Consider the following 23,701-nt stretch of genomic DNA (forward strand, 5'->3'; position numbering starts at 1 on the left):
CTCCCGCGTACTGGGCGTACTCGGGTGATGCGACAACGCGGCGAGGTGCCGTGCCGGGCGTCGCGGCCCCGGGCTGATCCGTAAGACACGCCCTAGCGGTCCCGGTCCCCGGGCTTGCGGTCCCGCATGGCCTCGATGCCCGCGATGACCGTCTCCAGGGCGAAGGCGAATTCCCGCTCGCGCCGCTCGGAGACCGAGACGTCCTGCTGCGCCTGGAGCACCTCGGCCGACTCCTGGTAGGACGCCGTGAACTCCTCCCGGGCCGCGAGGGCCCGGGCGACCTGCTGGTAGTACTCGTCCATGCTCACGCCCGCGGCCCGGCAGTGCTCCTGGTGCAGCGCCTCGATCGTGCTGAAGCCGTAGACGAACTGGAACAGGGCGGACAGCGCCCCGGTCACGTCCTCCTGCGGCAGGCCGCTGCGCCGCATCACCGACAGGGTGGCGTCGGCGAAGGCCATCGAGTGCGGCCCGATGTTGAGGTACCGGCCGACGAGCTGGGCGACCCAGGGGTGGACGACGAGGCTCTTGCGGTACTCCAGGGCGAGGCGGCGCAGGTGTTCGCGCCAGTCGACGCTCTCGTCGGAGACGTCGGGGACGGCCATGTCGGCGTTGGCCTCGTCGAGGGCGAGCTCCAGGAGGTCGTCCTTGTTGTCGACGTACCAATAGACGGACATCGCCGTCACGCCGAGCTCGGTGGCCAGCCGGCGCATCGAGAACTTCGCCAGGCCCTCGGCGTCCAGCAGCCGGACCGTGGTCGCCAGGATCCGTGGCAGGTCGAGGGCCGCGCCGTCACCGGCCGCGCCGGTCCTGCGCCGGGGAGCCGTCTTCCCGGCGAGCCAGACGCTCGCCCGTACGTCTCCCGCGCGGTCGCCGCTCGCCATGCGCGCTCTCCTTGTCGACTGCCCGGTGGTTCGTACCGAATGCTAGGCCCTGCCGGACGGGCGCCCGCACCCCTGTGACCTGGGGCGGGCCCGGCTCCGGGGCGCCCCGGAGCCACCGGCCCGGGGCGCTACGCGGCCTGGTCCGCCGGCGCGGCCCGTGCCCGTTCCGCCCGGCGCAGCAGGACCGCCGCGAGGATGCCGCCCGCGAGGACCGCCGCCGCGCCGACCAGCTGGCTGGACTGCACGCCCGAGGCGAAGGCGTCCTCGATGGCGTGGCGCTCCTGCGGTGTGCGGGCGTGGGCGAGCGCCGCGGGCAGGGAGCCCGCTCCGGCGGCGACGGCGGGGAGCAGGGCCGCGAAGCGGGAGTTGAGGACGGCGCCGAGGACGGCGACGCCCAGGCCGTTGCCGCACTCCTGGAGGGTGCCGTTGACGCCCGCGCCCACGCCGGCCTTCTCCGGCGGGATGGCCGACATGATCGCGTTGGCCATGGCGGGCATGGCCAGGGCGATGCCGGTGCCCATCACGACGAGGCCGAGCAGCATCCCGCCGTAGCCGTCCCGGCCGAGGACGGCGATGGCCGTGAGCCCGGCGGCGAGCAGGCCCATGCCGCCCGCTATGGACAGCGGGGTGCCGACCTTCTGGAGCAGGCGGACGCCCACGCCCGTGAGGTTGAGGAGGACGATCACCAGCGCCAGCGGGGACATCCGCAGGCCCGTCTCCAGCGGGTCGTAGTGCAGGACGAGCTGGAGGTGCTGGCCGAGCAGGAAGAACGAGCCGCCCATGCCGAAGGCGACGAGGATGGAGCCGGAGACGGCGCCGACGAACCTGCTGTTGCGGAAGAAGTGCATGTCGAGCATGGGGTACGGGATGTGCCGCTCCCACAGGGCGAAGGCCGTGAGGGCGGCCAGCCCGGCCGCGGCGGCGATCAGGACCCGCGCGGACGTCCAGCCGTGCTCGGGGCCGGAGATGATCGCGAAGACGATGCCGGTCATGCCGACGGTGGACAGCAGCGCGCCGAGCAGGTCGGGCCGGTCGCCCGAGGGGTTCTTCGACTCGGGCACGAGCTTGACGACGGCCAGCAGGCCGAGCAGCGCCACCGGCAGGTTGATCAGGAAGATCGAGCCCCACCAGAAGTGGTTGAGGAGCGCGCCGCCGATGAGCGGCCCGGCGGCGAAGCCGAGGGAACTCACCGCGCCCCACAGGCCGATGGCCTTGGCGCGCTCGTCGGCGTCGAAGACCTGGACGATCACGGCGAGGGTCGTGGTCATCAGCAGCGCGCCGCCGACGCCCATGCCCGCGCGGGCGGCGATCAGCTGCCCGGTGCTCTCGGAGAGGGCCGCGAGGAGCGAGCCGAGGCCGAAGACGCCCAGGCCCAGGGCGAGGAGCTTCTTGCGCCCGTAGCGGTCGGCGGCGCTGCCGGCGGTGAGCAGCAGGCCCGCCTGGACGAGCGAGTAGGCGTTGATCATCCACTGGACGTCGGAGGTCGCGGCGTCCAGGTCGGCGGTGAGCGAGGGGATGGCGACGGTGAGCACCGTGTTGTCGAGCAGCACGGTGAGCTGCGCGAGACAGATGACGCCGAGGATCACCCAGCGGGTGGGGTTGCGCTGTGGTCGCCCGTCGGCGGTGCCGGGCGAGTCGGTGGTCGTGGCGGTCATACAGGAGCCCCCCTTGTACGGCGTATGGCCAGCAAGCGCTCTACACCGTACAGAGGAGTTCTACGCTGTACAACTCTTTTTGCCGGACACCGGGCCGCTACCCGGATTCGCCCGGCGGCGCGGCCTTGATGAGGTACCCGGACCCGCGCCGGGTGTGGATCATCGGCTCGCGCCCGGCGTCGATCTTCCGGCGGAGGTAGGAGATGTAGAGCTCGACGACATTGGCGCGGCCGCCGAAACCTCCGTAGCCGCCGAAGCCGCAGGACCAGACCCGGTCGAGGATGAGGGGCTTGCTGAGCACCCGCCCGGGGTTGCGCATCAGGAAGCGCAGCAGGGCGAACTCGGTGGCGGTCAGCCGGATCTCCGCGCCGGCCCGGGAGACCGTACCGGTGTCCTCATCCAGCACCAGGTCCCCCACGGTCAGCGCGTGGCGCGAGGCAGTGGTCGTCGTGGTCATGGGGACGAGGCTGGCGGCGGGAGCTGAGAAGGCTCTTTCGGCTCTCTGTGATTCGGCTGAGAATCGCGCCCGGGAAGCGGAGGCATCGGCTCCGGCAACGCGGCCGGGAACGACACAGGCCCGGCACTCTTTCGAGTGCCGGGCCTGTGTTCTGAGTAGCGGGGACAGGATTTGAACCTGCGACCTCTGGGTTATGAGCCCAGCGAGCTACCGAGCTGCTCCACCCCGCGACGGTCGAGAAGCCGGATCCATCGGAACCGGTTCCTCGGCTGTGCGCTCGGCAGGATTCGAACCTGCAACCTCTTGATCCGTAGTCAAGTGCTCTATCCGTTAAGCTACGAGCGCTCGGCTTTCCGGCGGTTTTTCTTGCCGGTCGGCGTTGCGTGGACAACATTACATGAACTGCGCCGGGACGCGAAATCCATTACCCACACCCGTGCTGAGCTGCGAAAACAGCCCTCCAGCAAGATCATCCACAGCTGGTCGGCGGCCCGCCCGCCCATGCGGAAAGCCCCGGCCGTCACGAGGACGGCCGGGGCTTTCCGGCACCTGCGGAGGCGGAGGGATTTGAACCCTCGATGGGCTTTAAGACCCAAACCGCATTAGCAGTGCGGCGCCATAGACCGGACTAGGCGACGCCTCCAGCTCACCCGCGCATGCGCGAGTGGTGCGTGCAGATGATGACACAGCCTTGCGGCCCGTCACCAATCGATCCCTACGGTACCGGGATTCCCCCGGCCAGGGCAAAGACGTATCCGGCGCGCAACGCGTTGCCCGCGGGCGCGTTAGAGGGGTGAGGGGTTCGGCCGGGCTCTCCCGGGCCCGCCGCCCCTCGCGCACCGACCCGAACGGCACACCCGTCCCCCGCACCCCTGGAGTCCCCGATGTCGCTCCGCCGGCTCACCGTCGCCACCGCCGTCCTGGCGCCGGCCCTGCTCACCCTCCCCGTCAGCCCGGCCGGCGCGCTGCCCCTGCCGCTGCCGGTCGCGGAGGACGCCCCGGGCGACCACCTCACCATCACCGTCACCGACAGCGGGAAGTTCGACGGCACGCACACCTTGTACTGCCACCCCACCGGCGGCACGTACTCCCCGGCGCACGCCGAGGACGCGTGCGCGCAGCTCGACGGCGAGACGCGGTGGGGCAAGGACCCCTTCGCGCCCGTGCGGAGCGACGAGACCTGCACCATGATCTACGGCGGCGACGCGCGGGCCCGGGTGGAGGGCCGGTGGGCGGGCCGCCCCGTCAAGGCGGACTTCAACCGGACGAACGGGTGCGAAATGGCGCGCTGGAACACGCTTTCAAGCCTGTTCGAGAACCCGAAGTCCACCCCCAAGAACTGACACGAGGGGCATGTCCGGCCTGCGGCGGGACGCCCCGTGGCGCTCCGTCGGCGCGCCTCGCCGCACGCGTCGTCCGCCGTCGCGCCCGCCTCCGCAGCCCGTAGACTTCCCTCCAGTGACACGCCACGGGGCGCCGGAGACACGTGCGGCGAGGCCCGGCGCGGTCGGCAAGGAAGCGGTAACCAGGGAGGAAGCGTCGTCGTGAGCAGCAGGCCATCCCGAGGCGCTGCTCGCCTCGCAGCCATACTCGACGCTTTGCCCGACGCCTTGTTGCTCGTCAATTGCAACGGCACGGTCGTCAACGCCAATCACATAGCTCTCGAAACCTTCGAGGTGCCCGGCACCGGGCTCGTGGGCCGTGGACTCCTCTCCCTGCTCCCGGATTTCGACTCCCGGCGGATCCCGGGCTCGATGCGGCTCCCCGACAGCGACGACGGCCGGACGAAGCCGACGCGGATGGTGGCCCGGCGCACGGACGGTACGGAGTTCCCCGTCGAGGTGACGAGCGCCAATCTGGAGGACGGCCGGACCCCGTACGCCGACCACTCCCCCTACACGGGGGACGAGCTGCTGATGCTCGTCGTCCGCGATCTGACGGGCACCCTCGACACCGAGGCCGAACTCGCCCGCCAGCAGCGCCAGACCGAGATGATCCTGCGCGCGGCGGCCGAGGGCGTCGTGGGGGTGGACACCGACGGCAAGGTCGTCCTCGTCAACCCCTCCGCCGCGCAGATCCTCGGCTACCGGGCCAGTGACCTCGGCGGCCGCGAGCTGCACCCGCTGATCCACCACTCGCGGCCGGACGGCACGCCCTTCCCGTTCGACGAGTCGCCGCTCGCCGACACCCTGCGCTCCGGGCGGAAGCACCGGGTGCGCGGGCAGGTGCTGTGGGCCAAGGACGGCCGTTCGGTGCCCGTCGACATGACGACCGCGCCCGTGCGCGACGGCGACCAGCTCGTCGGCGCGGTGATGACCTTCACCGACCGCCGCTCCTACGACGCCCTCGCGGCGCGCCACGAGCAGTTGCTCGCCGTGCTGGACACGTCGTTGCGCGGGCCGCTGGACCAACTGCGCGGGGAGCTCGGGGGGCTGGCCGCCGACCCCGCCGGGCAGCTGTGGCCCGAGGCCAATCAGATCCTCCATCACCTTTCCGCCGGGTACGCGCGGATGACGACGCTTGTCGACAATGTCCTGGAATATCAGCGGCTGGACGCGGGGGAAACCAAGCTCGACAAGACCAAAGTCTCCCTGGACGAGGTCGTGGCGGCCGGTGTCGACGGCGCCGTCGAGCTGATCGGTCCCGGCCGGGCGCAGTTCGCCGTGCACGCGCCGGCGATCGAGGCCGAGGTCGACGCGGCCCGGTTCGCCCAGGCGCTGGCGCACCTGATCGCGGATGTGGCGGGGGTCGACGCGACGGGCGGCACGCGGGCGGGCGCGGGCGCCGGTTCCGGTACGGGTGACTCGACGATCGTCGTCGCGGCGGCACAGCGCGGCGAGGTCGTGCGGATCGAGGTCCGCGGCCCGTACCCCGGGGGCGACCCGGTGCACGAGCCGATCGTGCGCGGCATCGTGCGCGGTCACGGCGGGGTGCTCCAGACGCACGACGTGCCGGGCGCGGGCGGCAGCGCCTACGTCCTGGAGGTGCCGGTCTCCGCGAAGGCCGGGCCGGTGACGGCGTCGTCGTCCTCGGAGCGGCTGACGGCCATGGACACGATGAACGCGACGACGGTCATGCCGGTGCCGTCGCAGCGGGCGCGCGGCACGGGCGCGGCGCCGGCGCCGCGGGAGACCGCGGCGAAGGCGGACGGTGACTCTCCTGCGGCGGAGCCGCAGCCGCAGCCGACGGGGCGTCGGCGGGCGCGTCCTCGTGCGGAGGAGGAGCGGCCTCCTTCCGGGGACGGCCCGGGCGGCTCCGAGGCCGCGGGCCGGGTGCCGGCGCAGGCCGCGGCGGCCCCGACCGGCCGCCGGGCGCGGCGGGGACAGGCCGCCGAGCCGGAGGCGCCGCGGGCGGCGTTCGCACTGCCGCCGGCGGAGGCGGACCGCACGCCGGAGTCGGGGCTGCCCGCCGCGCTCGGTCCGGCGGCGGCGCCGACCGGCCGCCGGGCGCGGCGCGCCCTCACGGAGACCCCGGAACGGTCCATTCCGGGCCAGACCCATGCCGAACCGTCCGGGCCGCGGGCGCCGTTCGCGCTGCCGCCGGCTGACGCGGACCGCACGGGTCCGGCGGAGGCGGGGGCCGTCCGGCCCGGCCCGGTTCCGCAGGAGACGGGCCAGGCGGCGCCCCACCTCGGCCGGACCGGTTCGTTCCTGGCCGATCCGGGCCCGGCGTCGCCGGCCGGTCCGGTACCGGCGGGCGACGGCACGGGGACGCAGGCTGCCCGGCCGGGCCCGTTCCGGCGGGAGTCCACCGACGGATCCGACGGCCGTTCGGCCGGGCCCGGCGCGGTGCCTGCCGCGCGCCCGGGCGGCGCACCCGGTACGGCCCCGTACCCGCAGAACCCCGCCGACGCTGCGGGCCGCCCCGGCGGTGGGAACGGACCCGGGGCGCCCCATCTCGGGCGGACGGGAGCATTCGTCAACGGTCAGGACCCGACGGACGGTCCGGGCGACCCCGGCCCGTACGCGCAAGCCGGTGCGTCTCCGACCGGACCCGGCTCAGCGCCTGCCGGACCGATCCGGCCCGGCCCCGGAGTGCCGGGCGGTCCCGGCACGGCGGTGCCTCTCGGGCGGACCGGGTCGTTCGTGACCGAGCAAGGCCCGGCGGACGGTCCGGGCGGCCGTGGGCCGCACCCGCAGCCCGGCGCGGCGCCTGCCGCGCGCCCGGGCGGCGCACCCGGTACGGCCCCGTACCCGCAGAACCCCGCCGACGCTGCGGGCCGCCCCGGCGGCGGGAACGGCCCCGGGGCGTACCCGCAGGCCGGTGCGTCTCCGACCGGACCCGGCTCAGCGCCTGCCGGGCCGGACCGCCTCGGCCCGGACGTGCCCGGCGCGGGCCGGACGAACCGTCCCGGCGCCGGAAACCACGGTGGACCCGGCCCGTTCCCGGCCGACCAGGTCCCGGCCGACGTCCGCCCCGGCCCCGGTGGCCCGTACCCCCAGCCCACCGGAACGGACGGGGCGAACGGCCCCCGCGCCGTGGGCGGGGGGCCGGCGAACCGTCCCGGTGACCCCGCAGCCGGGCACCCCGGCGCGGCCGCCCACCCGAACCGCCCCGGCTCCGGCCCGTACCCCGGCCCGGACACGGACGCTTCGCCCGGCGCGGAGCGGGCCGACGGCCCCTACCCCGCGGGCCAGGGCCCGGCCGACCGCCCCGGCGGCCCGTACCCCCAGCCGGGCCCGGGCGCATCGCCCGGTACGAACGGAACTGACGGCCCGCTCCCCGCAGGCCACAGCCCGGCCACGCGCCCCGGCACGCCCGGCAACCCCTACCCCCAGCCCAACCCCGACGCGGCACTCGGGCCCGACCGAGCGAACGCCCCGCACCCCGCAGGGCAAGGCACCGCCCGCCACGCCGGTGCCGCATCCGGCACGCCCACAGCCGCGAACCCCGGCCCGTACCCCGACAACCAGGGCCCCGGCGGCCCCTACCCGCAGCCGGGCCCGGGCGCGGCGCCCGGCACGAACGGAACTGACGGCCCGCACCCCGCAGGCCGGCGTCCCGGCGCAGTGCCCGGTACGAACGGCGCCGACGGCCCCTACCCGGCAGCCCACGGCCCGGCCGACCGCCCCGGCGGCCCGTACGCCCAGCCGAACCCGGACGCGGCGCCCGGCACGAACGGCGCCGACGCCCCGCTCCCCGCAGGCCAAGGCACCGCCCGCCACGCCGGTGCCGCATCCGGCACACCCGCAGCCGCGAGCCCCGGCCCGTACCCCGACAACCAGGGCCCCGGCGGCCCGTTCGCCCAGCCGGGCCCGGGCGCGGCGCCCGGCCCGGACCGGACGAACGGCCCGTACCCCCACGGCCAGGCCCCGGCGAACCGCGCCGACGCAGCCGGTGCGGCCGACCGCCCGCGTCCCGCCCCCGCCGGGCCCCCGCCCCCGCAAGGGCCCAACCCGCCCGGCGGGCCCGGTGCCCCCTTCACCCCGGGCCCCGGCAGCCCCGCCGGCCAGGCGAAGGCCGCGCAGGCGAAGGCCGAGCAACCCGTCGGCCCCGGTGAAGCCGTCCGCACCGCCACCGAGCCCGAAGCGGCGAGCGCCCCCGCTCCGACCGGCCGGCGCCGTGCCCGCCGGGCACTCGCCGAGGAGCCCGGCGCGGCGGCGCAGCAGGCCGCCTCGCCGGAGGCTGCCGCGCAGCCCATCAGCGTGCGCAGGCTCGGCCAGGGCCCGGCCGCCGGGGAGACTCCGGCCGGCGGTACGCCCGTCGGGTCGGGCCGCAGGCGCAAGCTGGGCAACCCCTCCGAGGGTGAGCGGGAGCGGGAGGCGCAGACGACGGCGCGCCCGACGCCGTCCACCGGTCCGCGCCCGCAGCAGCTCGGCACGCCGGAGGGCCGGGCGTTCGCCATAGGGGCCCCGGACGAGGGTTCCGAGGGGCCCGAGCCGCTCGACGGCCCGAACGGCGCGGTGGAGGTCGTCTCGGCTCCGCGCCCGCCGGTGGACGACGAGTTGCCGCCGGAGCCGCTGGACAACCCGCGCCGCCTGCTGGTGTGGCCGGCGCCGGACGCCTCCACGGAGGCGGCGCTGAACGAGCGCGGCTACCGTCCGGTGATCGTGCACTCGCGCGAGGAGGTGGACGCGCAGATCGCGGCGTACCCGGCCGCCCTGTTCGTCGATCCGCTGACGGGTCCGATCACCCGGACGGCGCTGCAGTCGCTGCGTCAGGCGGCGGTGGCGGCGGAGGTTCCGGTGTTGGTGACGGCGGGGCTGGGGCAGGCGACGCGGGAGGCCGCGTACGGGGCCGATCCGGCCGTGCTGCTGAAGGCGCTGGCCCCGCGGGACAGCGAGATGCACCCGCCGCGCGTGCTGCTGATCGAGGAGCACGAGCCGATCGCGAACGCCCTGACCGCGACGCTGGAGCGGCGCGGCATGCAGGTGGCGCACGCGGCGACGGACGCGGACGCGGTGACGCTCGCGGGTCAGCTGCGCCCGAACCTCGTGGTGATGGACCTGATGCAGGTGCGGCGCCGCCGCGCGGGCATCGTGGACTGGCTGCGCGGCAACGGCCTGCTGAGCCGTACGCCGCTGGTCGTCTACACGTCGGCGGAGATGGACCCGGCGCAGTCGCCGGGGCTGGTGTCGGGGGAGACGGTGTTGTTCCTCGCGGAGCGCTCGACGAGCGCGGAGGTGCAGGGCCGCATCGTGGACCTGCTGACGAAAATCGGCTCGAACTGACGGGTCGCCGTCGCGGGGGCACCCCCCAGCGTTAGCTGGGGGAGTCTGAGGACGCGCCCGCAGGGCGCTCGCCGCCGCAGGCGCGCAGGCGGCAACGACAGACCCGCAGCCGAAGACGCGCCGAACACGACCTACCGCCCACCCCCTTCCGGCTCGGTGAGAAGCCGCGCAGCCTCCCGCACGGAGGCGCGCAGGCGCGCCTTGTCCTCGTCCGTGTCCCCGACGAGCAGCTTCGTGAACTGCGGGGCCACCATCGCCCAGCCGGCCATCGCGCTGATCACGAAGACGAGGTCCTGCGGCGGGAGGACCTTGGCCACCGTTCCGTCCTCCTGGGCCGCGGCGAAGGCCGCGGTCTTCGCCGCGTAGCGGGCCCGGCGCTCCTCCTCCATGGGGATCGGCCCGGTGCCGTACTCCAGGCCCTCCCACAGGAGCAGCCGCATCAGCTCCGGGTGGGTCTGGTGGTAGTCCATGAGGCGGTCGACGTAGTCGTCGGGGTCCTCGGCCTCGGTGGGGACGGAGGCGGCGAGTTCGACCAGAGCGCGTTCGAGGACGTGGGCGAACAGCGCGGCCTTGTCGCCGAAGTAGGCGTAGATGAGCTGTTTGTTCGCCTTGGCCTCGCGGGCGATGCGGTCGATGCGCGCGCCGGCGATGCCGTGGGCGGCGAATTCGGCGGTGGCCGCCGCGAAGATGCGGGCCTTCGTGGCCTCGGGGTTCCTGACAGCTGCCATGCACCCAGGGTAACCAACTAACTGGTTGACAGCCTCCCAGGCAGGCTCCAAACTTATAACTAACTAGTTGGTTGCAAGCTTCGAGGAGCGCACCGCACCCATGTCGACACCCGTCGTCACCCCCGCCCCCGCCCAGGCCCCCGCCACCCCGGCCGCCCCGGGCCGTCCGGCCCTCCGCCCCGGGCTCCTGCTCGCCGTCATCGCCCTGTGCACCGCCGTCACCGCGGCGAACATCTACCTCGCGGCCCCGCTCCTCGGCCTCATCGCCCGTGACTTCGGCGCCTCCCCCTCCTCCGCGGGCTGGATCGCCTCCGTCTCCCAGCTCGGCTACGCCATCGGCCTGCTGGCCTTCGCCCCGCTCGGTGACACCGCCGACCGCCGCCGGCTCGTCGCCGTGCTGTCGTCCGTGGCCGGTGTGGCGCTCGTGGCCGCCGCGTTCGCGCCGGGTCTGCCCGCGCTGGCCGCGGCCGTCCTGGTGGCGTGCGCGGCGACGGTCGTCCCGCAGCTGCTCGTCCCGCTCGTCGCCGAGCGGGCGCCCGCCGACCGGCGTGGCCGCCACCTGGCCGCGGTGGTGTCCGGGCTGTTCACCGGCGTCGTCGCGGCGCGCGTCCTCGGCGGGCTCGTCGGCGAGGCGTACGGCTGGCGGACCGTCTTCATCGGCGGGGCCGTCCTGACGATCGTCGTCGGCCTGCTGACCGCCCTGGCCCTGCCCGCGGAGACGCGTCCGCGCCAGGCCGCCCGGCCGCTCAAGTCCATCGCCGCGCTGCCGGGCCTGATGCGCTCGTCGGCCGAACTGCGGGCCGCGTGCCTGCGCCAGGGCGGGCTGTTCGGCGCGTGGAGCTCGCTGTGGACGACGCTGGCGCTGCTGCTGACGGCGGACACCCCCTTCCACCTCTCGACCGCCACCGCCGGCCTCTTCGGCCTCTTCGGCCTCATCTCCACCGCCGTCGCCCCGCTCTCCGGCAGCATGATCGACCGTTTCGGGCCGGACCGGGTCGTCGCGTCCTCGTACGTCATCGTGGCGGCCTCGCTGCCGCTGTTCTGGCTCGGCGGTCACCACCTGTGGGCGCTGTGCGCGGCGGCTGCGGTGATCCACGTCGGACTCACGGGCGGCCAGGTCGCTAACCAGGCGCGGGCCCTGGGCGCGACGGCGAAGCCGTCCTCGGCCAATACGGCGTACGTGGTGTCGGCGTTCATCGGCGGCGCGAGCGCGTCGGCCCTGGCGGGCCCGGCCTTCGCACACTGGGGCTGGAACGGCGTCTGCGCGATAGCGGCCGTTTCCTTGACGATCGGCTGGTTCGGAGCAACCCGGGGCCGCGCAAAGCACGCGTGACGACGCTCCGAAAGGGGCGCGGGGACCGGCGCGCCCAGCCACAACACACCCGCACACCTCAGCGCCCCAAAGGGGCGCGGGGAACTGCGCGCCCAACCCCCACCCACCCGCACCCAACACCCAACCCCAGCGACCCAAAGGGGCGCGAGGAACGGCGCGCCCAGCCACGACGCACCCGCAGACAACACCCAACCCCAGCGGAGCACAGGGGCGCGGGGAACTGCGCGCCCAACCCCCACCCACCCGCACCCAACACCCAACCCCCAGCGGAGCGCCGCGGCGGAGCGTTGTGGCCGGAACCGCCCTCCTGCCCCCACCCCGCACCCCCCATTACCGTCAGCCTCAGCAACTCCCGTGACCCCAGACCCCCACTGGTCCGCCCAGACCCGTACGGGAAAAGCGAGGCTGACGATAATGAGCCAGGAACGGACAACGGCCGCCGCCGAAGCGGCCCGCCGCTACTACGACACCAGCGACGTCGACGCCTTCTACGCCACCCTCTGGGGCGGCGAGGACATCCACACCGGCGTGTACGCCCACGAGGGCGAACCGGTCGCCGAGGCATCGCACCGGACGGTCGACCGGATAGCCGCCAAGGCCGCCGAGCGGCTGGGGCCGGGTACCACGGTGCTGGATCTCGGTTCCGGTTACGGCGGGCCCGCGCGCCGGCTGGCCGAGATCTTCCACTGCCGGGTCGTCGCACTGAACATCAGCGGCACCCAGAACGAACGCCACCGCAAGACGAACCGGGAGCGCGGCCTGGACGACCGCATAGACGTCGTCACCGGCTCGTTCGAGGACGTTCCCTACCCCGACGCGCACTTCGACGTCGTGTGGTCCCAGGAGGCGTTCTGCCACAGCGGCGACCGGGAGCGGGTCCTCAGCGAGGCGGTACGCGTCCTCAAGCCCAGGGGCGACCTGCTGTTCACGGACCTGATGTCCGCCGACGACACCCCGCCGGCCGCCCTGCGCGCGGCCGTGGCCCGCCTGAACGTCACGGCCCTGGCCACACCCGCCTTCTACCGGGAACGGCTGACGGGCCTGGGCCTGGCCCAGGTCGAGTTCGAGGACCTCAGCGAGCACTTGCTGACCCACTACCTGGGCCTGATAGAGGAGACGGGCCGCCGGGCGCGCGACCTCCAGGACGTGATCAGCCCGGCCTACGTGGACAACCTCTTGGAGAACCTCCCGCTCTGGGCGGACGCGTCCCGCACGGGGCACCTGCGGTGGGGCATCTTCCACGCACGGCGGTGACGGGCGGGGCGGGGGCCTCCCGGGCACGGAGGGACGCCTGACGCCGGCGGCCCAGCTGACGCACCGGAGAAGTCGCCCCCCGATCGGGTGAACCCCCGCATGCCCCCCGCCCGAACGGGCAGCCTGCTTGGTGTTTCTCGTCCTGCCTCCGCTCTCCGCACGACGGACGCACACGCACACCCACCCGGGGGGATTCTCCGTGTTCCACAGGCCCGTTCAGCCCGCCGTCACGGACCACCGGGCCGGGTGAGCCGTGCGCGCCCCTCTCCTCACCGCCGCCGCCCTCGCCGCCGCCCTGCTGACCGGCGGCTGCACCGAAGTCCCCGCCGTGCCCTCGCCGCCCGCGATCCCCTCCGGTGAGAACGAGCGGGACGACCTCCTCAAGATCGCCCAGCAGTCGCTCGTCGACCGCTGCCTCACCGCACGCGGCCTGCGACCGCCGAGCCAGGGCACGACGTCCAAGCCCACGGCCGAAGACCGCAAGGCCCGGGACGCCCTCTTCGGCACCGGGGCCCGCGAGCTGTCCGTCACCCTCGCCACGGGCTACACCGTCACCGCCCACTCCGACGGCTGTCTCGCCGAAGCGCAGCGGACGCTGTACGGGGACCAGCGCCGCTGGTTCCGCGCGCAGGTGACCGTCAACAACATCGACGCCGAGGCCGCCGCCCGCATGGCGAAGGTCCCCGAGTACCAGGCGGCCCGGGCCCGCTGGGAGCGCTGCGTGGGCCCGGCGGGCGACGACAAGCCGCCGGCCCCGGCCGTCCAGGCCCGCTGCGACCGGGAGAGCGGTCTGGGCCGGACGCGCGCCCGCCTGGAACCGAACCTCCTCGCGGAGGTCCGCGAGCTGCGCCGCACCGAGCTGGCCGCGTACGGCGAACTGCGCGACCGCGCCCTGCGCCGAGCGGTGGTCACGCTGGCGAGCGCCCGCCCGGAGAACGACCCCGGCTGACCGCGCCACCGCTGTAGCCGAGATACCCGTTGCCCCAGCCGACGCGTAGGAACCCGCAGGGGGCGCCCCGAAGGGGGCGCGGGGAACGGCGCGCCCGGCCCCCACGAACCGGCACATGCCCGCAACCCAGCACCACCCCAAAAAGGGGCGCGGGGAACTGCGCGACCAGCCCCCACGAACCGGCACATGCCCGCAACCCAGCACCACCCCAAAAAGGGGCGCGGGGAACTGCGCGACCAGCCCCCACACACCCGCAGACAACGCCCAACCCCCAGCGAAGCGAAGGCGCGCGGGGAACGCCGCGCCCGGCCCCCACACCCCCGCAGCCGACCGCGCACTCCCCTAAACGTCGTCTAAACGTCGTCGAGAAACCGCCGCAACACATCCGCCTCCGCCCGAAGCCGCGCAGCCCGCTCCCCCTCCGCGAGCCCGCTCAACTGCGCGGCAGCGGCAAGCCGTTCGTCCACCTCGGCCCGCACCACATCGACCACGGCCCCCTCGCTCAGCAAACGCCGCGGCGCCTCCGCCGCCCCGGCACCGGCCGGCGAGTGTTCGAGCGCCCCGCCGCGCAGCCCCGCTTCGTCCACGGGCACCGCCTCCGCGTTGTCCAGCGCGGCGAGTGTCGAACGCAGCGCGCTCACGGCGGCCTTGTCGCGGGCACGCATCGCTTCCGGCAGTGCTTGACGCATACGAAGACGTACAGACATGCGAACGACCCTATGCCGCCCTCACCGGGCTCATCACGCGATCCCTAGAACCCGAACCGCCACCGCTGGTCGTAGTTCCCGTGGCAGTCCCAGATGACGAGCCGCGTCCCGTTGGTGGTGCTGCCGTTGTTCGCGAGGCCCACGCACTTGTTGGCGACGACCTGGCTGCGCACGCTGTTGTCGCTGTGGACGGCCCACCGCTGGTCGGGGTTGCCGTGACAGTCCCAGACGACCAGCCGGGTGCCGTTGGTGGTACTGCCGCCGTTCGCCAGCCCGACGCACTTGTTGGCGGCGGCCAGGCTCTGGATCAGTCCGACGGGGGCACTCGGGGCCCACTGCTGGTCGGGGTGGCTGTGGCAGTCCCAGATGACGAGCTCGGTGCCGTTCGCGGTGCTCCCGTTGTCGGCCAGTCCCACGCACTTCTCGAACCCGGCGAGGCTGCGCCAGAGAGGGACGGCGGCCTGTGCGGTGCCGGTCGCCATCCCGGTGGCGGCGAGGACCGCCGCGGCGATCAGGGCGGGGATACGGATGGCTCTCATCTAGACCTCCGTGGGTCGTGCCGGCCCGGGTGCCTGCGGGCACCCCGTGGGCGAGGATGCCGCCCACGGGCCGACCCGACCAGAGCCCGGTCCGGCCACCGGACCGGGGGCTCACGATCTGTCCGGAACCCACCCCGGGACGGCCCGTTCCAGCCCCGGCACCGCCGCCTCCGTTAACCCCGCTCGGCCGAAGGCCGTACCGCCAACTACCTATGCAGGCGCAAATTCTTTCATCCCGCAAATAGGTTCCCGTTGCATCCAACCCCGGACATCATGCGTGGGTCCATCAAACAGAGAGGACACACCATGAACATACGCAAGCCTTTGGCCCTCGCAGCCACAGCGGCTCTGCTCGGCGGCGGGCTCCTGCTCGCACCCGCCGCCTCGGCCGCGCCCACCGTCGGCACCGGCACCACCGGCGTCCTCGACTGTTCGCACAAGTGGTCCAACAAGGACGCGGACAAGGCGAAGGTCGTGAAGAACGGGGTCCGCTACCGCGGCGGCCCCCACACGAACTGTGCCGCCCTGGGGCAGATTCCCAAGGGGGCCACCATCTACTTCCACTGCTACACCAACACCAAGAACGATGGGACCTGGACCCACGCGCGGATCAAGGGCACCGACAATCAGGGCTGGGTAAAGGACTCCTTGATCGGGGGCGGCAGCCTCGAAAAGTGCTGATGGCAGCCCACACGGCCAAGCGCTGAGCCGGAGCTGTCCGCCCCTCGGGCGGGCAGCTCCCGGGCCCGTCCCGCCGCTACGGCACGACCGTGACGTCCAGCTCCCCCGCGGCGTACTGGCGCCGCAGCACCTTCTTGTCGAACTTGCCCACCGACGTCTTCGGGATCGTCGTCATCCGCGTCCAGCGCTCCGGGAGCTGCCAGCGGGCCACCCGCTCGCCCAGGAACGCCTTCAGGGCCGGGTAGTCGCAGGCCACGCCGTCCTTCATGACCACCGTCGCCAGCGGGCGCTCGCCCCACTTCTCGTCCGGGACGGCGACGACGGCCGCCTCCGCCACGCCCGGGTGTGCCATCAGCTGGTTCTCCAGCTCGACCGACGAGATCCACTCCCCGCCCGACTTGATGACGTCCTTCGACCGGTCCGTCAGCTTCAGGAATCCGTTCGGGAAGATCACGCCGACATCGCCCGTGCGCAGCCAGCCGTCCTCGCTGAACTTGTCCTCCGGGCGGAACGGTTCACCCGCCGCCCCGCCGTAGTACGCGGCCGTGATCCACGGCCCCCGGACCTCGACCTCACCCGTCGACTCCCCGTCCCACGGCTGTATGCCGCCGCCCGGCGCCGCCAGCCGCAGTTCCACGCCGGCCGGGGGACGGCCCTGGATGATGCGCCACGGCCAGGCTTCCTCGCCCGTCATCCCCAGCGGCGGGAACGCCATCGAGCCCAGCGGCGACGTCTCCGTCATGCCCCACGCCTGGACGAGCGTCACCCCGTGCCGGTCCTCCAGGTTCTTCATCAGCGCCGGCGGGCACGCGGCGCCCCCGACGATGACGGTCCGGAACGACGACATGTCGCGCGGCCTCGCGTCCAGTTCCGTCAGCAGTCCCGCCCAGATCGTCGGCACGCCACCGCTGACCGTCGGCTTCTCCGCCTCGATCATGTCGGCCAGCGGCGCCGGCTGGAGGAACCGGTCCGGCATCAGCATCGACGTGCCCGCCATGAAGCACGCGAACGGCAAGCCCCACGCGTTCACGTGAAACATGGGGACCACAGGGAGACACGTGTCCGCCGGTGTCAGCCCGAACGACGCCGCCGCGTTGACCTCCATCGCGTGCAGGTACACCGAACGGTGGCTGTACGCCACACCCTTGGGGTCGCCCGTCGTGCCGGAGGTGTAGCAGAGCGCGGCTGCCTCGCGCTCGTCCAGCTCCGGCCAGTCGAACGCGTCATCCGGGCGGCCCGCGAGCAGCTCCTCGTACTCGTGCACGGTCGGCCGACAGCCTTCGAGGAGCGACCTGTCCCCCGGGCCCGCCACCACGACGTGCTCAACCGTGCCGAGGTGCGGCAGCAGCGGCGCGAGCAGCGGCAGCAGCGAACCGTTGACGATGATCACGCGGTCGGCGGCATGGTTGATGATGTACGCGAGCTGCTCGGGAGGCAGGCGCAGGTTGAGCGTGTGCAGGACGGCGCCCATGGAGGGCACGGCCAGGTACGCCTCCATGTGGTCGCTGTTATTCCACATAAGGGTGCCGACCCGCTGGTCGCCCACGACCCCCAGCTCGTCCCGGAGCGCGTGCGCCAGCTGGATCGTGCGCGCGCCGACCTCCCGGAACGTGCGGCGCAGCGGCTCGCCGTCACCGGTCCAGGTCGTCACCTTCGCGTCCCCGTGCACGACCGCGCCGTGGAGGAGCATGCGGGTAACGGTGAGCGGTACGTCCTGCATCGTGCTCAGCACCGAGGGGCCTCCCAATTCTGCGCGCCGCGTTGCGCGAGGTAGTCCCGTCGATTCTGCTTTCGTTCCCCTCGGTAAGTCACTACCCTGCGGGCACGATTTCGTCGATCGTCAGCGGGGGAGCTTGCCGCTCCGGACTGCGGTGACGAACGTGGTCCATGCGGCCGCCGGGATGATCAGGGCGGCCCCTTGGGGGCGCTTGCTGTCCCGGACGGGGACCCCGTTGCCGGGAATGTTGTCCGCTATCTCAAGGCATTCCTCGTCCCCTACGCTGTAGGTTGACTTTCGCCATACAGCGTGGCTCAGTTCGGTTCGAATGGCCTTCATGCTGCGAATTCCTCCATCGCCTTTGCAACCCAGTTGACTGATGCGCCCGGTGAGAGAGCCGAAGCCTGAACTAGGTCGTACCGATGGGAGTGTCGAGCCACTGCTCGCCGGTCCCTTACCAGGTCGCCCCAGGATTCCCCTTCAACGTAGGCCACATCCGGGGAGTTGTCGAAGGACAGCAAGGTCAGCGTCCCGCCCATGGCGGCGTGCGCGCCGACCTCGAACGGCAGGACCTGGACCTCCACGTGCAGGGACGACGAAGCCTCCAGGACGTAGGCCAGTTGCTCACGCATGACCGAAGGTCCGCCGACCGGACGTCGAAGCACGGCCTCGTCCAGCACCACCCACAGCAACGGCGGCTCGGCCTTCTCCAGGACCACCCGCCGGGCGAGTCGCGCGGCGACCTTTTCCTCGATTTCGTCCGCAGTGAACCACGGTCGCGCGGCCCGCATGACTTCCCGGGCGTATGCCTCGGTCTGCAACAGACCGGGCACGTGGAACGGCAAGTACTTGTGCATGGCGGTGGCCCTGGCCTCGTACTCCACGTACTTGCGCACCCAGTCGGAGTACGGCGCGCGCTTGACGTGCTCCCAGAGATCAGAAAGATCACCGTCTGCATCCAGGAGCTTGTCCAGTCGGTCGGAGATGTCCTTGGGCGGCACCTCCTTCCCGAGCTCGAACTGGGCGATGCGGCTGTGCGCTAGTGGGATCTGGTCGCCCAACTCCCTTTGAGTCCACCCAGCTCGAACTCTCAGCTTGCGTAACTTCTTTCCGTACAGAGCGGCGAGGGATTTGGACGGGTCGAGTTCCTTGGGAGCAGGCATAGTTGTCACCTGTTTTCGCAGTGAAGTGCCATAAGCCTTTACCTCTGGCGAGCCTACTGGGAAACCCCCAGACTCGTCACCGAATCAGCACAGACAGTGAGGGGTAAAGCGGTGAGCACCCGCGCCGTGGTCAAGCACATGTACTGGACGGTCCAGCCCGACGAGGAGCCGGACGCCAGGTCTCGCACCTACGCGCAGGAATGCGACCTGTGCGGGGAGGGGTCGCCCCGCACCGAGGACCCGACCCAGAGCATCGACTGGGTGCTCGGGCACGCCGCCGCGAACCCTTCCCACCGCTCGTACACCGAGATCATCAAGCGCGGCTGGCGCGCGGTCATGGGCAGGCCGGGGGTCCGGCTGTGACCGGGCGGGACTGCGCGCACGTCTGGGAGGAGGGCCAGGACAGCCTGCGCTGCGCCCACTGCCAAGTGGAACGGTTCCCGTCGTACGGGACGGTCGGCCTGGCCGTCCCGCTCCCGGACTACGGTCCGCCGACCGGCTCGCACGTCGAAACGAGAAGGTGAGAAGGCAGGCATGAGCTGGTCAGAGCTGGTACGGCAGCTGGCGGAGGACGGCCGGCTCGCTCCGGCCTGGGTGCCGTCCTTCGAGGCGGTGCCCCGGCATCCGTTCGTCGCCGCGCGGTGTTGGAGTCAGTGGGGGAACGGCACGGTGGAGGAGCTGGACCGCGAGGCGTGGCCGGAGCGGTGGGAAGAGGTGGTGGCCTTGGACGTCGCGCTCGTCCTGGCGAAGGACGGCGGCAGCCCGGCGCCGCGCACGGTGGCCTCGATGCTGCGCGAGCTGGACGCGCAGCCCGGGGAGAAGCTGCTGGAGATCGGCACCGGCTCGGGCTGGAGCGCGGCCCTGGCCTCGCACCGGCTCGGGGCCGGGAACGTCACGACGGTCGAGGTGAACAGCCTCTTCGCGGAACGGGCGGCCCTCCGGCTCAAAGCGGCCGGGCACCGGCCGCACGTCGTCTGGGGCGACGGCGCCCTCGGCTGGGAGGCGGGGGCGCCCTATCAGCGCCTGCTCGCCACCCGTGCCGTGCAGCGCGTCCCGTACGCGTGGGTGCGGCAGACCGAAGGCGTGATCGTCACGCCGTGGGGCCACGGCATGCACAACGGCACCCTGCTGCGGCTGGAGTCGGACGGAAAAACGGCGACCGGCAAGGTCGTGGCGGAGGCGCCGTCCCTGTGGATGCGCCGCCACGAGCCGGCGGACTGGCCGGACGACGAGCCGGACCGGGCGTCGAGCACGAGCACGGACCCGCGCGTTCTCACGGCGCCGGAGGCGAGGTTCGCGATCGGGCTGCGAGTGCCGTGCCGGTACGGGACGGACGAGCACGGGGTGCACCTCACCGACGGGCAATCGTCGGCATCGGTCCGCTACGAGCCCGAAGGCTCCGTCTTCCGCGTCCGGCAGGGCGGCCCGCGCGACCTGTGGGAGGAGGTGCAGGCCGCGTACCACTGGTGGACCGAACACGGAAAGCCCGGCTTCACCCGCTTCGGGGCGACGGTCGAAGACGGCAGGCAGTGGGCCTGGCTGGACGACCCGGCCCACGCCTGGCCGCTGTGACGCCGCGCGCCAGGCGCTCCGCTGGACGTCGGAGCCGTCACCTGCGGGTGCGTTGTGGCTGATCGCGCAGTTCCCCGCGCCCCTTTGGGGCGCGGCTGAACCGGCGACGTCCCTACGCACCACCCCGCATCGCCAACCGCACCGCCGCCACCCCTCGCTGCGTCGCCGCGACCGCGCCCGACACGTCGCCCGCCGCCTGCTCGCACCGGCATTCCGCGCACAGCAGCTCGTCCGCCACCGGCCGGAAGAGGCGCGGCTGCACGTGGTCGCCCGCGCACTCCCGCGTCCCGGCGACCCGGGGTTCGACCGGCCGGAAGGCTCGTTCGGCGGCCTGCTGCTCGGCGAAGGTCGGCGCGTCCGGCATCTTCCGCATGAGGCGGTTGCGGAGCAGCCCCGCCGCCGAGTGGATCTGGCCGGGCAGGCCGGCCGTCAGCGCTTCGCGGAGGTCGGCGACGGCGGCGCCGCGTTGCAGCCACTCCCCGGCGAGGGGCGCCAGCGCGGCCACGTCCCGGCCGGTCAGCCTCAGCCGCCGCTCCCCGTGGGAGACCGCCGCCAGGACGTGCGCGCCTCGCTGAACGAGCGGCTCCGGCACCCCGCCGGGAGGGTGGTACGTGTTCTCCCCGGTGTTTTCTTCTGGGTGACGGCCGACGGGCGGGCCCTCCGGCTCACCGACGGCCGGTTCCTCGTCCGCCGGAGGGGTCTCGCCGTCGCGGACCTCGACCGCCTGCTCGGCGGACAGCGGCACGTTGGAGATGAGCTGCCGGGTGGACCACCACCCGCGCGGCCCCTGGCTGCGCCACTCGTGGAGGTAGCCCTCGGCGATCAGCTCCCGCTTCGCGCGGAGGAACGCGGTCTTCTTGATGCCCGCCTGCTTGGCCGTCTCCGAGAGCGTCTGGGGCGCGTCCGCCGGGAGCGACATCTGCCAGAGCAGCAGGCGCACGGCGTCGGAGGAGAGGCGGGGGTGGCGGATCAGCTCGTTCGACACCTGGGTGAAGAAGCGGGCGGGGGAGATAGCATGCCGGAACATTCCGTGGACTCCTTGCAAGTCCTTGGGGTGTAGACCCCCGGGCCGGTGTTGACGCACCGCCGGGGGTCGCTTCGTAAGCAGACGAAGCAACCCGAGCCCGGCGAACGTAGCGCACTCAACCTCCGCGATCTCGCGCGATCTCCCGTACGGGTGAAGCGAGTTGAGAACTCGCCCCATAGTCGGCGCCGGGATGAGAGAGGACGCACCGCGCGGCCCCCTCCGGAACCTCCCCCGCTCCTCCTGTTGCGGATCTTGAACGGGATGTAGTACTTCTTATACATGAGCGAGCAGGTGCACAACAGGCTGGCGGTGGTCCGGGCAGAGCGCAAGGTCTCCCGCCAGAGCCTTGCCGAGGCAGTCGGCGCCCACTACCAGACCATCGGCTACATCGAGCGCGGGCAGTACAACCCGAGCCTCGATCTGGCCCTGAAGATCGGCAAGTTCTTCGATCTACCGGTGGAGGCGCTCTTCTCCTTGGAGCCCTTCCGGCCGCTCACTGACGAGGTCTACGGGAGGAAGTCATGACGAACACCGCCGAGCTCACGCCCTACGAGCGCCGCATGCAGCGCTACGACCAGCGCATGCTGGCCATCATGAACAACCCGGCCACCAAGCCGTTCACCGCCACCCGCGCCCGGCGCCGCGCGGCCGTCGCCGCCCACGTCACGGTGACGGCGGCCGTGCTGGCCGTGATGTTCGATGCGTTCGGGAAGCAGAACCCGTGGCTGGTCCTGGGCACAGTGATCGTCGGGCTGCCCCTGTGGTGCATAGCGACGGGCGCGATCAACGGCGCCACCCGGGGGCTCGTCGAACTCCGCAGCCGCGTCCTCGACGAGCGCCAGCTCGCCGAGCGGAACGCGATCTACACCCGCGCCCACCGCATCTCCGTCGGCCTGCTCCTCAGCGCGGTGCTCGCGGTCATCGGCTGGCAGTGGGCCGGTCACACGGTCCACTCGGGGGCGGCCCTGCCGATGCTGATCGTCGCCCTGGTGACGTTCTGGCTGATGCCGCTGTGGACGGCGGGGTTGATGGTGCAGGACGAGGTCGACGACTTGGCCTGAAACTTTTTCGCCCACCTGTCACATCCCTTCGTCGCGATCCGTCAGTGCAGTGACAGCGACGATGAAGCACGAAGGGACCCCACCACCATGGCAGCTCGTTCGATCACCGCCCCGCTCCCGATGCGCCCCCGCATGGCGAAGGACCCGGTCGAGCTCATCCCCGAGCTCGCGGAGGTGTCGGCGGCCCTCTTCAAGGCCACCGGCAACCGTTCCGTCCCCCGCGCCACGATCAGCCTGATGCAGCTGCGCGCCGGCCGGATCGCCGGCAGCACTTACCTGACCGTCCTGCACGCTGTACGCCGCCGTCCGCGAGCACTACGACGACAAGGCGCTCGCGACCCTGACCGTCGCGATCGGCCAGGTCAGCTTCTTCACCTCGATCGCCCTCATCGCCAAGCCCGTCCCGGGCCGGCCGTTCACGGCCCCGTGGGCGTGAGGGGGCGTCTCATCACGGTGGGGGTAGGTTGGGGACGAGGGGTGGGGGGTTTGGGGTGGTTTGGGCGTCCCGAAGGTACCGCTGAGACCCTCAACGGTGCCGCGAGCCGACGCCCATGACGGCCGACACCCCCCGGCCGACAGCCCCCCGCAGCGTCGCAGACGGACCGCTCACGCCGCCCGCGACAGCTCCGGGTCCTCGCGCAGCTTGCCGAGCGCACGCGACACCGCGCTCTTGACCGTGCCCACGGACACCCCGAGCAGCTCGGCCGTCTGCACCTCGGTGAGGTCCTCGTAATACCTGAGGACGACCATGGCCCGCTGCCGCGCGGGGAGCCGGAGGACGGCCCGCCACATCGCGTCGCGCAGCGCCTGCGCCTCCGCCGGGTCCGCGCCGGGCGCGGATTCCCGCTCGGGAAGCTCGTCGTAGGGGAACTCCTCGACCTTCCGCTTGCGCCACTGGGACGTGCGGGTGTTGACCAGGGCCCGGCGTACGTAGCCGTCGAGGGCCCTGTGGTCCTCTATGCGCTCCCAGGCCAGGTACGTCTTGGTGAGCGCTGTCTGCAGCAGGTCCTCGGCGTCGCACGGGTTCGAGGTCAGCGAGCGGGCGGTGCGCTGCAGCACCGGACCGCGTGCCCGTACGTACGAGGAGAACGACGGGTACACGGCGGTGGATGCGCTGGTGCACACGGACGTCGTGGAAGCTGCCATGCCTTAACGCTAGGAGCGCACCCGTACCCGGCGGATCGGCCGCAGGTGCCGAAGAACGGTCCCCCTCAGGTCGTACTGCTGGGGTTCTCCCCACCTCCTGAAGGGGGAGGGTGCTCAGGGGCCGGGTCAGGGCTGCCGGAGAAAGACCCGCCCGCTGGTG

At 72.8% G+C, this 23,701-nt stretch carries 20 protein-coding genes, 3 tRNA genes and 2 pseudogenes; 11 read left to right on the forward strand and 14 right to left on the reverse strand.

What is annotated here, in order from left to right; all coding sequences use genetic code 11:
- Window positions 1-92: 92 nt before the first annotated feature.
- The 6 genes and pseudogenes from ABZ951_RS20110 to ABZ951_RS20135 form a co-directional block, all read right to left on the reverse strand.
- Window positions 93-881, reverse strand: a complete 789-nt coding sequence (locus ABZ951_RS20110) for a TetR/AcrR family transcriptional regulator (protein ID WP_344098082.1) — start codon at window positions 879-881, stop codon at window positions 93-95.
- 128 nt (window positions 882-1,009) lie between these two features.
- Window positions 1,010-2,536, reverse strand: coding sequence for an MFS transporter (locus tag ABZ951_RS20115; RefSeq protein WP_344098083.1), 1,527 nt, complete (start codon window positions 2,534-2,536; stop codon window positions 1,010-1,012).
- A 97-nt stretch (window positions 2,537-2,633) separates the two neighbouring features.
- Window positions 2,634-2,960, reverse strand: a pseudogene (locus ABZ951_RS20120) (winged helix-turn-helix domain-containing protein); the annotation flags it as partial.
- Window positions 2,961-3,149: 189 nt separating this feature from the next.
- Window positions 3,150-3,223 (reverse strand) — tRNA-Met (locus tag ABZ951_RS20125).
- 42 nt (window positions 3,224-3,265) lie between these two features.
- A tRNA-Arg gene (locus ABZ951_RS20130) sits at window positions 3,266-3,338 on the reverse strand.
- A gap of 207 nt (window positions 3,339-3,545) precedes the next feature.
- Window positions 3,546-3,636: transfer RNA gene (locus tag ABZ951_RS20135), tRNA-Ser, on the reverse strand.
- 241 nt (window positions 3,637-3,877) lie between these two features.
- Between ABZ951_RS20135 and ABZ951_RS20140 the strand changes: the two genes are divergently transcribed.
- Window positions 3,878-4,336, forward strand: a complete 459-nt coding sequence (locus ABZ951_RS20140; protein WP_344098084.1) for an SSI family serine proteinase inhibitor — start codon at window positions 3,878-3,880, stop codon at window positions 4,334-4,336.
- A gap of 201 nt (window positions 4,337-4,537) precedes the next feature.
- Window positions 4,538-9,664, forward strand: a complete 5,127-nt coding sequence (locus tag ABZ951_RS20145; RefSeq protein ID WP_361280377.1) for a PAS domain-containing protein — start codon at window positions 4,538-4,540, stop codon at window positions 9,662-9,664.
- Window positions 9,665-9,795: 131 nt separating this feature from the next.
- Here the strand turns inward: ABZ951_RS20145 and ABZ951_RS20150 are convergent, their stop codons facing one another.
- A complete protein-coding gene (locus tag ABZ951_RS20150; RefSeq protein ID WP_344096873.1) occupies window positions 9,796-10,392 on the reverse strand; it encodes a TetR family transcriptional regulator in 597 nt (198 codons plus the stop codon).
- A 100-nt stretch (window positions 10,393-10,492) separates the two neighbouring features.
- On the opposite strand from ABZ951_RS20150, the gene ABZ951_RS20155 reads away from it, so the two are divergent.
- The 3 genes from ABZ951_RS20155 to ABZ951_RS20165 all read left to right on the forward strand — a co-directional run bounded on the left by ABZ951_RS20155 (window position 10,493) and on the right by ABZ951_RS20165 (window position 13,928).
- Window positions 10,493-11,725: an MFS transporter gene (locus ABZ951_RS20155; RefSeq protein WP_344096875.1), complete on the forward strand. Its 1,233-nt coding sequence runs from the start codon at window positions 10,493-10,495 to the stop codon at window positions 11,723-11,725.
- 414 nt (window positions 11,726-12,139) lie between these two features.
- On the forward strand, window positions 12,140-12,979 hold the full coding sequence (locus ABZ951_RS20160; protein WP_344096877.1) for a class I SAM-dependent methyltransferase: 840 nt from the start codon (window positions 12,140-12,142) through the stop codon (window positions 12,977-12,979).
- A 253-nt stretch (window positions 12,980-13,232) separates the two neighbouring features.
- Window positions 13,233-13,928: a hypothetical protein gene (locus ABZ951_RS20165; protein WP_344096879.1), complete on the forward strand. Its 696-nt coding sequence runs from the start codon at window positions 13,233-13,235 to the stop codon at window positions 13,926-13,928.
- A gap of 353 nt (window positions 13,929-14,281) precedes the next feature.
- Here ABZ951_RS20165 and ABZ951_RS20170 read toward each other — a convergent pair whose 3' ends face one another.
- Together ABZ951_RS20170 and ABZ951_RS20175 are read right to left on the reverse strand one after the other, a co-directional pair.
- Window positions 14,282-14,593 (reverse strand): hypothetical protein, encoded by a 312-nt coding sequence (locus ABZ951_RS20170; protein WP_344096912.1) that lies wholly within the window; start codon window positions 14,591-14,593, stop codon window positions 14,282-14,284.
- Window positions 14,594-14,679: 86 nt separating this feature from the next.
- Window positions 14,680-15,174: an RICIN domain-containing protein gene (locus ABZ951_RS20175; RefSeq protein WP_344096881.1), complete on the reverse strand. Its 495-nt coding sequence runs from the start codon at window positions 15,172-15,174 to the stop codon at window positions 14,680-14,682.
- 306 nt (window positions 15,175-15,480) lie between these two features.
- Between ABZ951_RS20175 and ABZ951_RS20180 the strand changes: the two genes are divergently transcribed.
- Window positions 15,481-15,855 (forward strand): hypothetical protein, encoded by a 375-nt coding sequence (locus ABZ951_RS20180; protein WP_344096883.1) that lies wholly within the window; start codon window positions 15,481-15,483, stop codon window positions 15,853-15,855.
- 76 nt (window positions 15,856-15,931) lie between these two features.
- Here the strand turns inward: ABZ951_RS20180 and ABZ951_RS20185 are convergent, their stop codons facing one another.
- From ABZ951_RS20185 to ABZ951_RS20195, 3 genes are all read right to left on the reverse strand, one after another.
- Window positions 15,932-17,587 carry a long-chain fatty acid--CoA ligase gene (locus ABZ951_RS20185; RefSeq protein WP_344096885.1) on the reverse strand — a complete coding sequence of 552 codons (1,656 nt, stop codon included), beginning with the start codon at window positions 17,585-17,587 and terminating at the stop codon, window positions 15,932-15,934.
- Window positions 17,588-17,695: 108 nt separating this feature from the next.
- The gene (locus ABZ951_RS20190) at window positions 17,696-17,911 is read right to left on the reverse strand and encodes a DUF397 domain-containing protein (RefSeq protein WP_344096887.1); all 216 of its coding nucleotides are present in this window, start codon (window positions 17,909-17,911) and stop codon (window positions 17,696-17,698) included.
- On the reverse strand, window positions 17,908-18,735 hold the full coding sequence (locus ABZ951_RS20195; protein ID WP_361280380.1) for a helix-turn-helix transcriptional regulator: 828 nt from the start codon (window positions 18,733-18,735) through the stop codon (window positions 17,908-17,910). The genes ABZ951_RS20190 and ABZ951_RS20195 overlap by 4 nt, the downstream gene beginning before the upstream one ends.
- Window positions 18,736-18,846: 111 nt before the next feature.
- On the opposite strand from ABZ951_RS20195, the gene ABZ951_RS20200 reads away from it, so the two are divergent.
- Both ABZ951_RS20200 and ABZ951_RS20205 read left to right on the forward strand, forming a co-directional pair.
- Window positions 18,847-19,098, forward strand: a complete 252-nt coding sequence (locus ABZ951_RS20200; protein WP_344096891.1) for a hypothetical protein — start codon at window positions 18,847-18,849, stop codon at window positions 19,096-19,098.
- Window positions 19,099-19,269: 171 nt separating this feature from the next.
- Window positions 19,270-20,307: a hypothetical protein gene (locus ABZ951_RS20205; protein WP_344096893.1), complete on the forward strand. Its 1,038-nt coding sequence runs from the start codon at window positions 19,270-19,272 to the stop codon at window positions 20,305-20,307.
- A 112-nt stretch (window positions 20,308-20,419) separates the two neighbouring features.
- On the opposite strand, the gene ABZ951_RS20210 is transcribed toward ABZ951_RS20205, so the two are convergent.
- The gene (locus tag ABZ951_RS20210) at window positions 20,420-21,334 is read right to left on the reverse strand and encodes a hypothetical protein (RefSeq protein ID WP_344096895.1); all 915 of its coding nucleotides are present in this window, start codon (window positions 21,332-21,334) and stop codon (window positions 20,420-20,422) included.
- 279 nt (window positions 21,335-21,613) lie between these two features.
- On the opposite strand from ABZ951_RS20210, the gene ABZ951_RS20215 reads away from it, so the two are divergent.
- The 3 genes and pseudogenes from ABZ951_RS20215 to ABZ951_RS20225 all read left to right on the forward strand — a co-directional run bounded on the left by ABZ951_RS20215 (window position 21,614) and on the right by ABZ951_RS20225 (window position 22,831).
- A complete protein-coding gene (locus ABZ951_RS20215) occupies window positions 21,614-21,859 on the forward strand; it encodes a helix-turn-helix transcriptional regulator (protein ID WP_344096897.1) in 246 nt (81 codons plus the stop codon).
- Window positions 21,856-22,395 (forward strand): hypothetical protein, encoded by a 540-nt coding sequence (locus ABZ951_RS20220; protein ID WP_344096899.1) that lies wholly within the window; start codon window positions 21,856-21,858, stop codon window positions 22,393-22,395. Before ABZ951_RS20215 ends, ABZ951_RS20220 begins: the two co-directional genes overlap by 4 nt.
- Before the next feature lie 87 nt (window positions 22,396-22,482).
- Window positions 22,483-22,831 (forward strand): annotated as a pseudogene (locus ABZ951_RS20225) (hypothetical protein).
- Window positions 22,832-23,001: 170 nt separating this feature from the next.
- Here the strand turns inward: ABZ951_RS20225 and ABZ951_RS20230 are convergent.
- Window positions 23,002-23,541: a SigE family RNA polymerase sigma factor gene (locus ABZ951_RS20230; RefSeq protein ID WP_344096901.1), complete on the reverse strand. Its 540-nt coding sequence runs from the start codon at window positions 23,539-23,541 to the stop codon at window positions 23,002-23,004.
- Window positions 23,542-23,701 lie beyond the last annotated feature (160 nt).

This window comes from Streptomyces sp. NPDC046215 (genome assembly GCF_040646215.1).
Classification (GTDB): Bacteria; Actinomycetota; Actinomycetes; order Streptomycetales; family Streptomycetaceae; genus Streptomyces; species Streptomyces stramineus.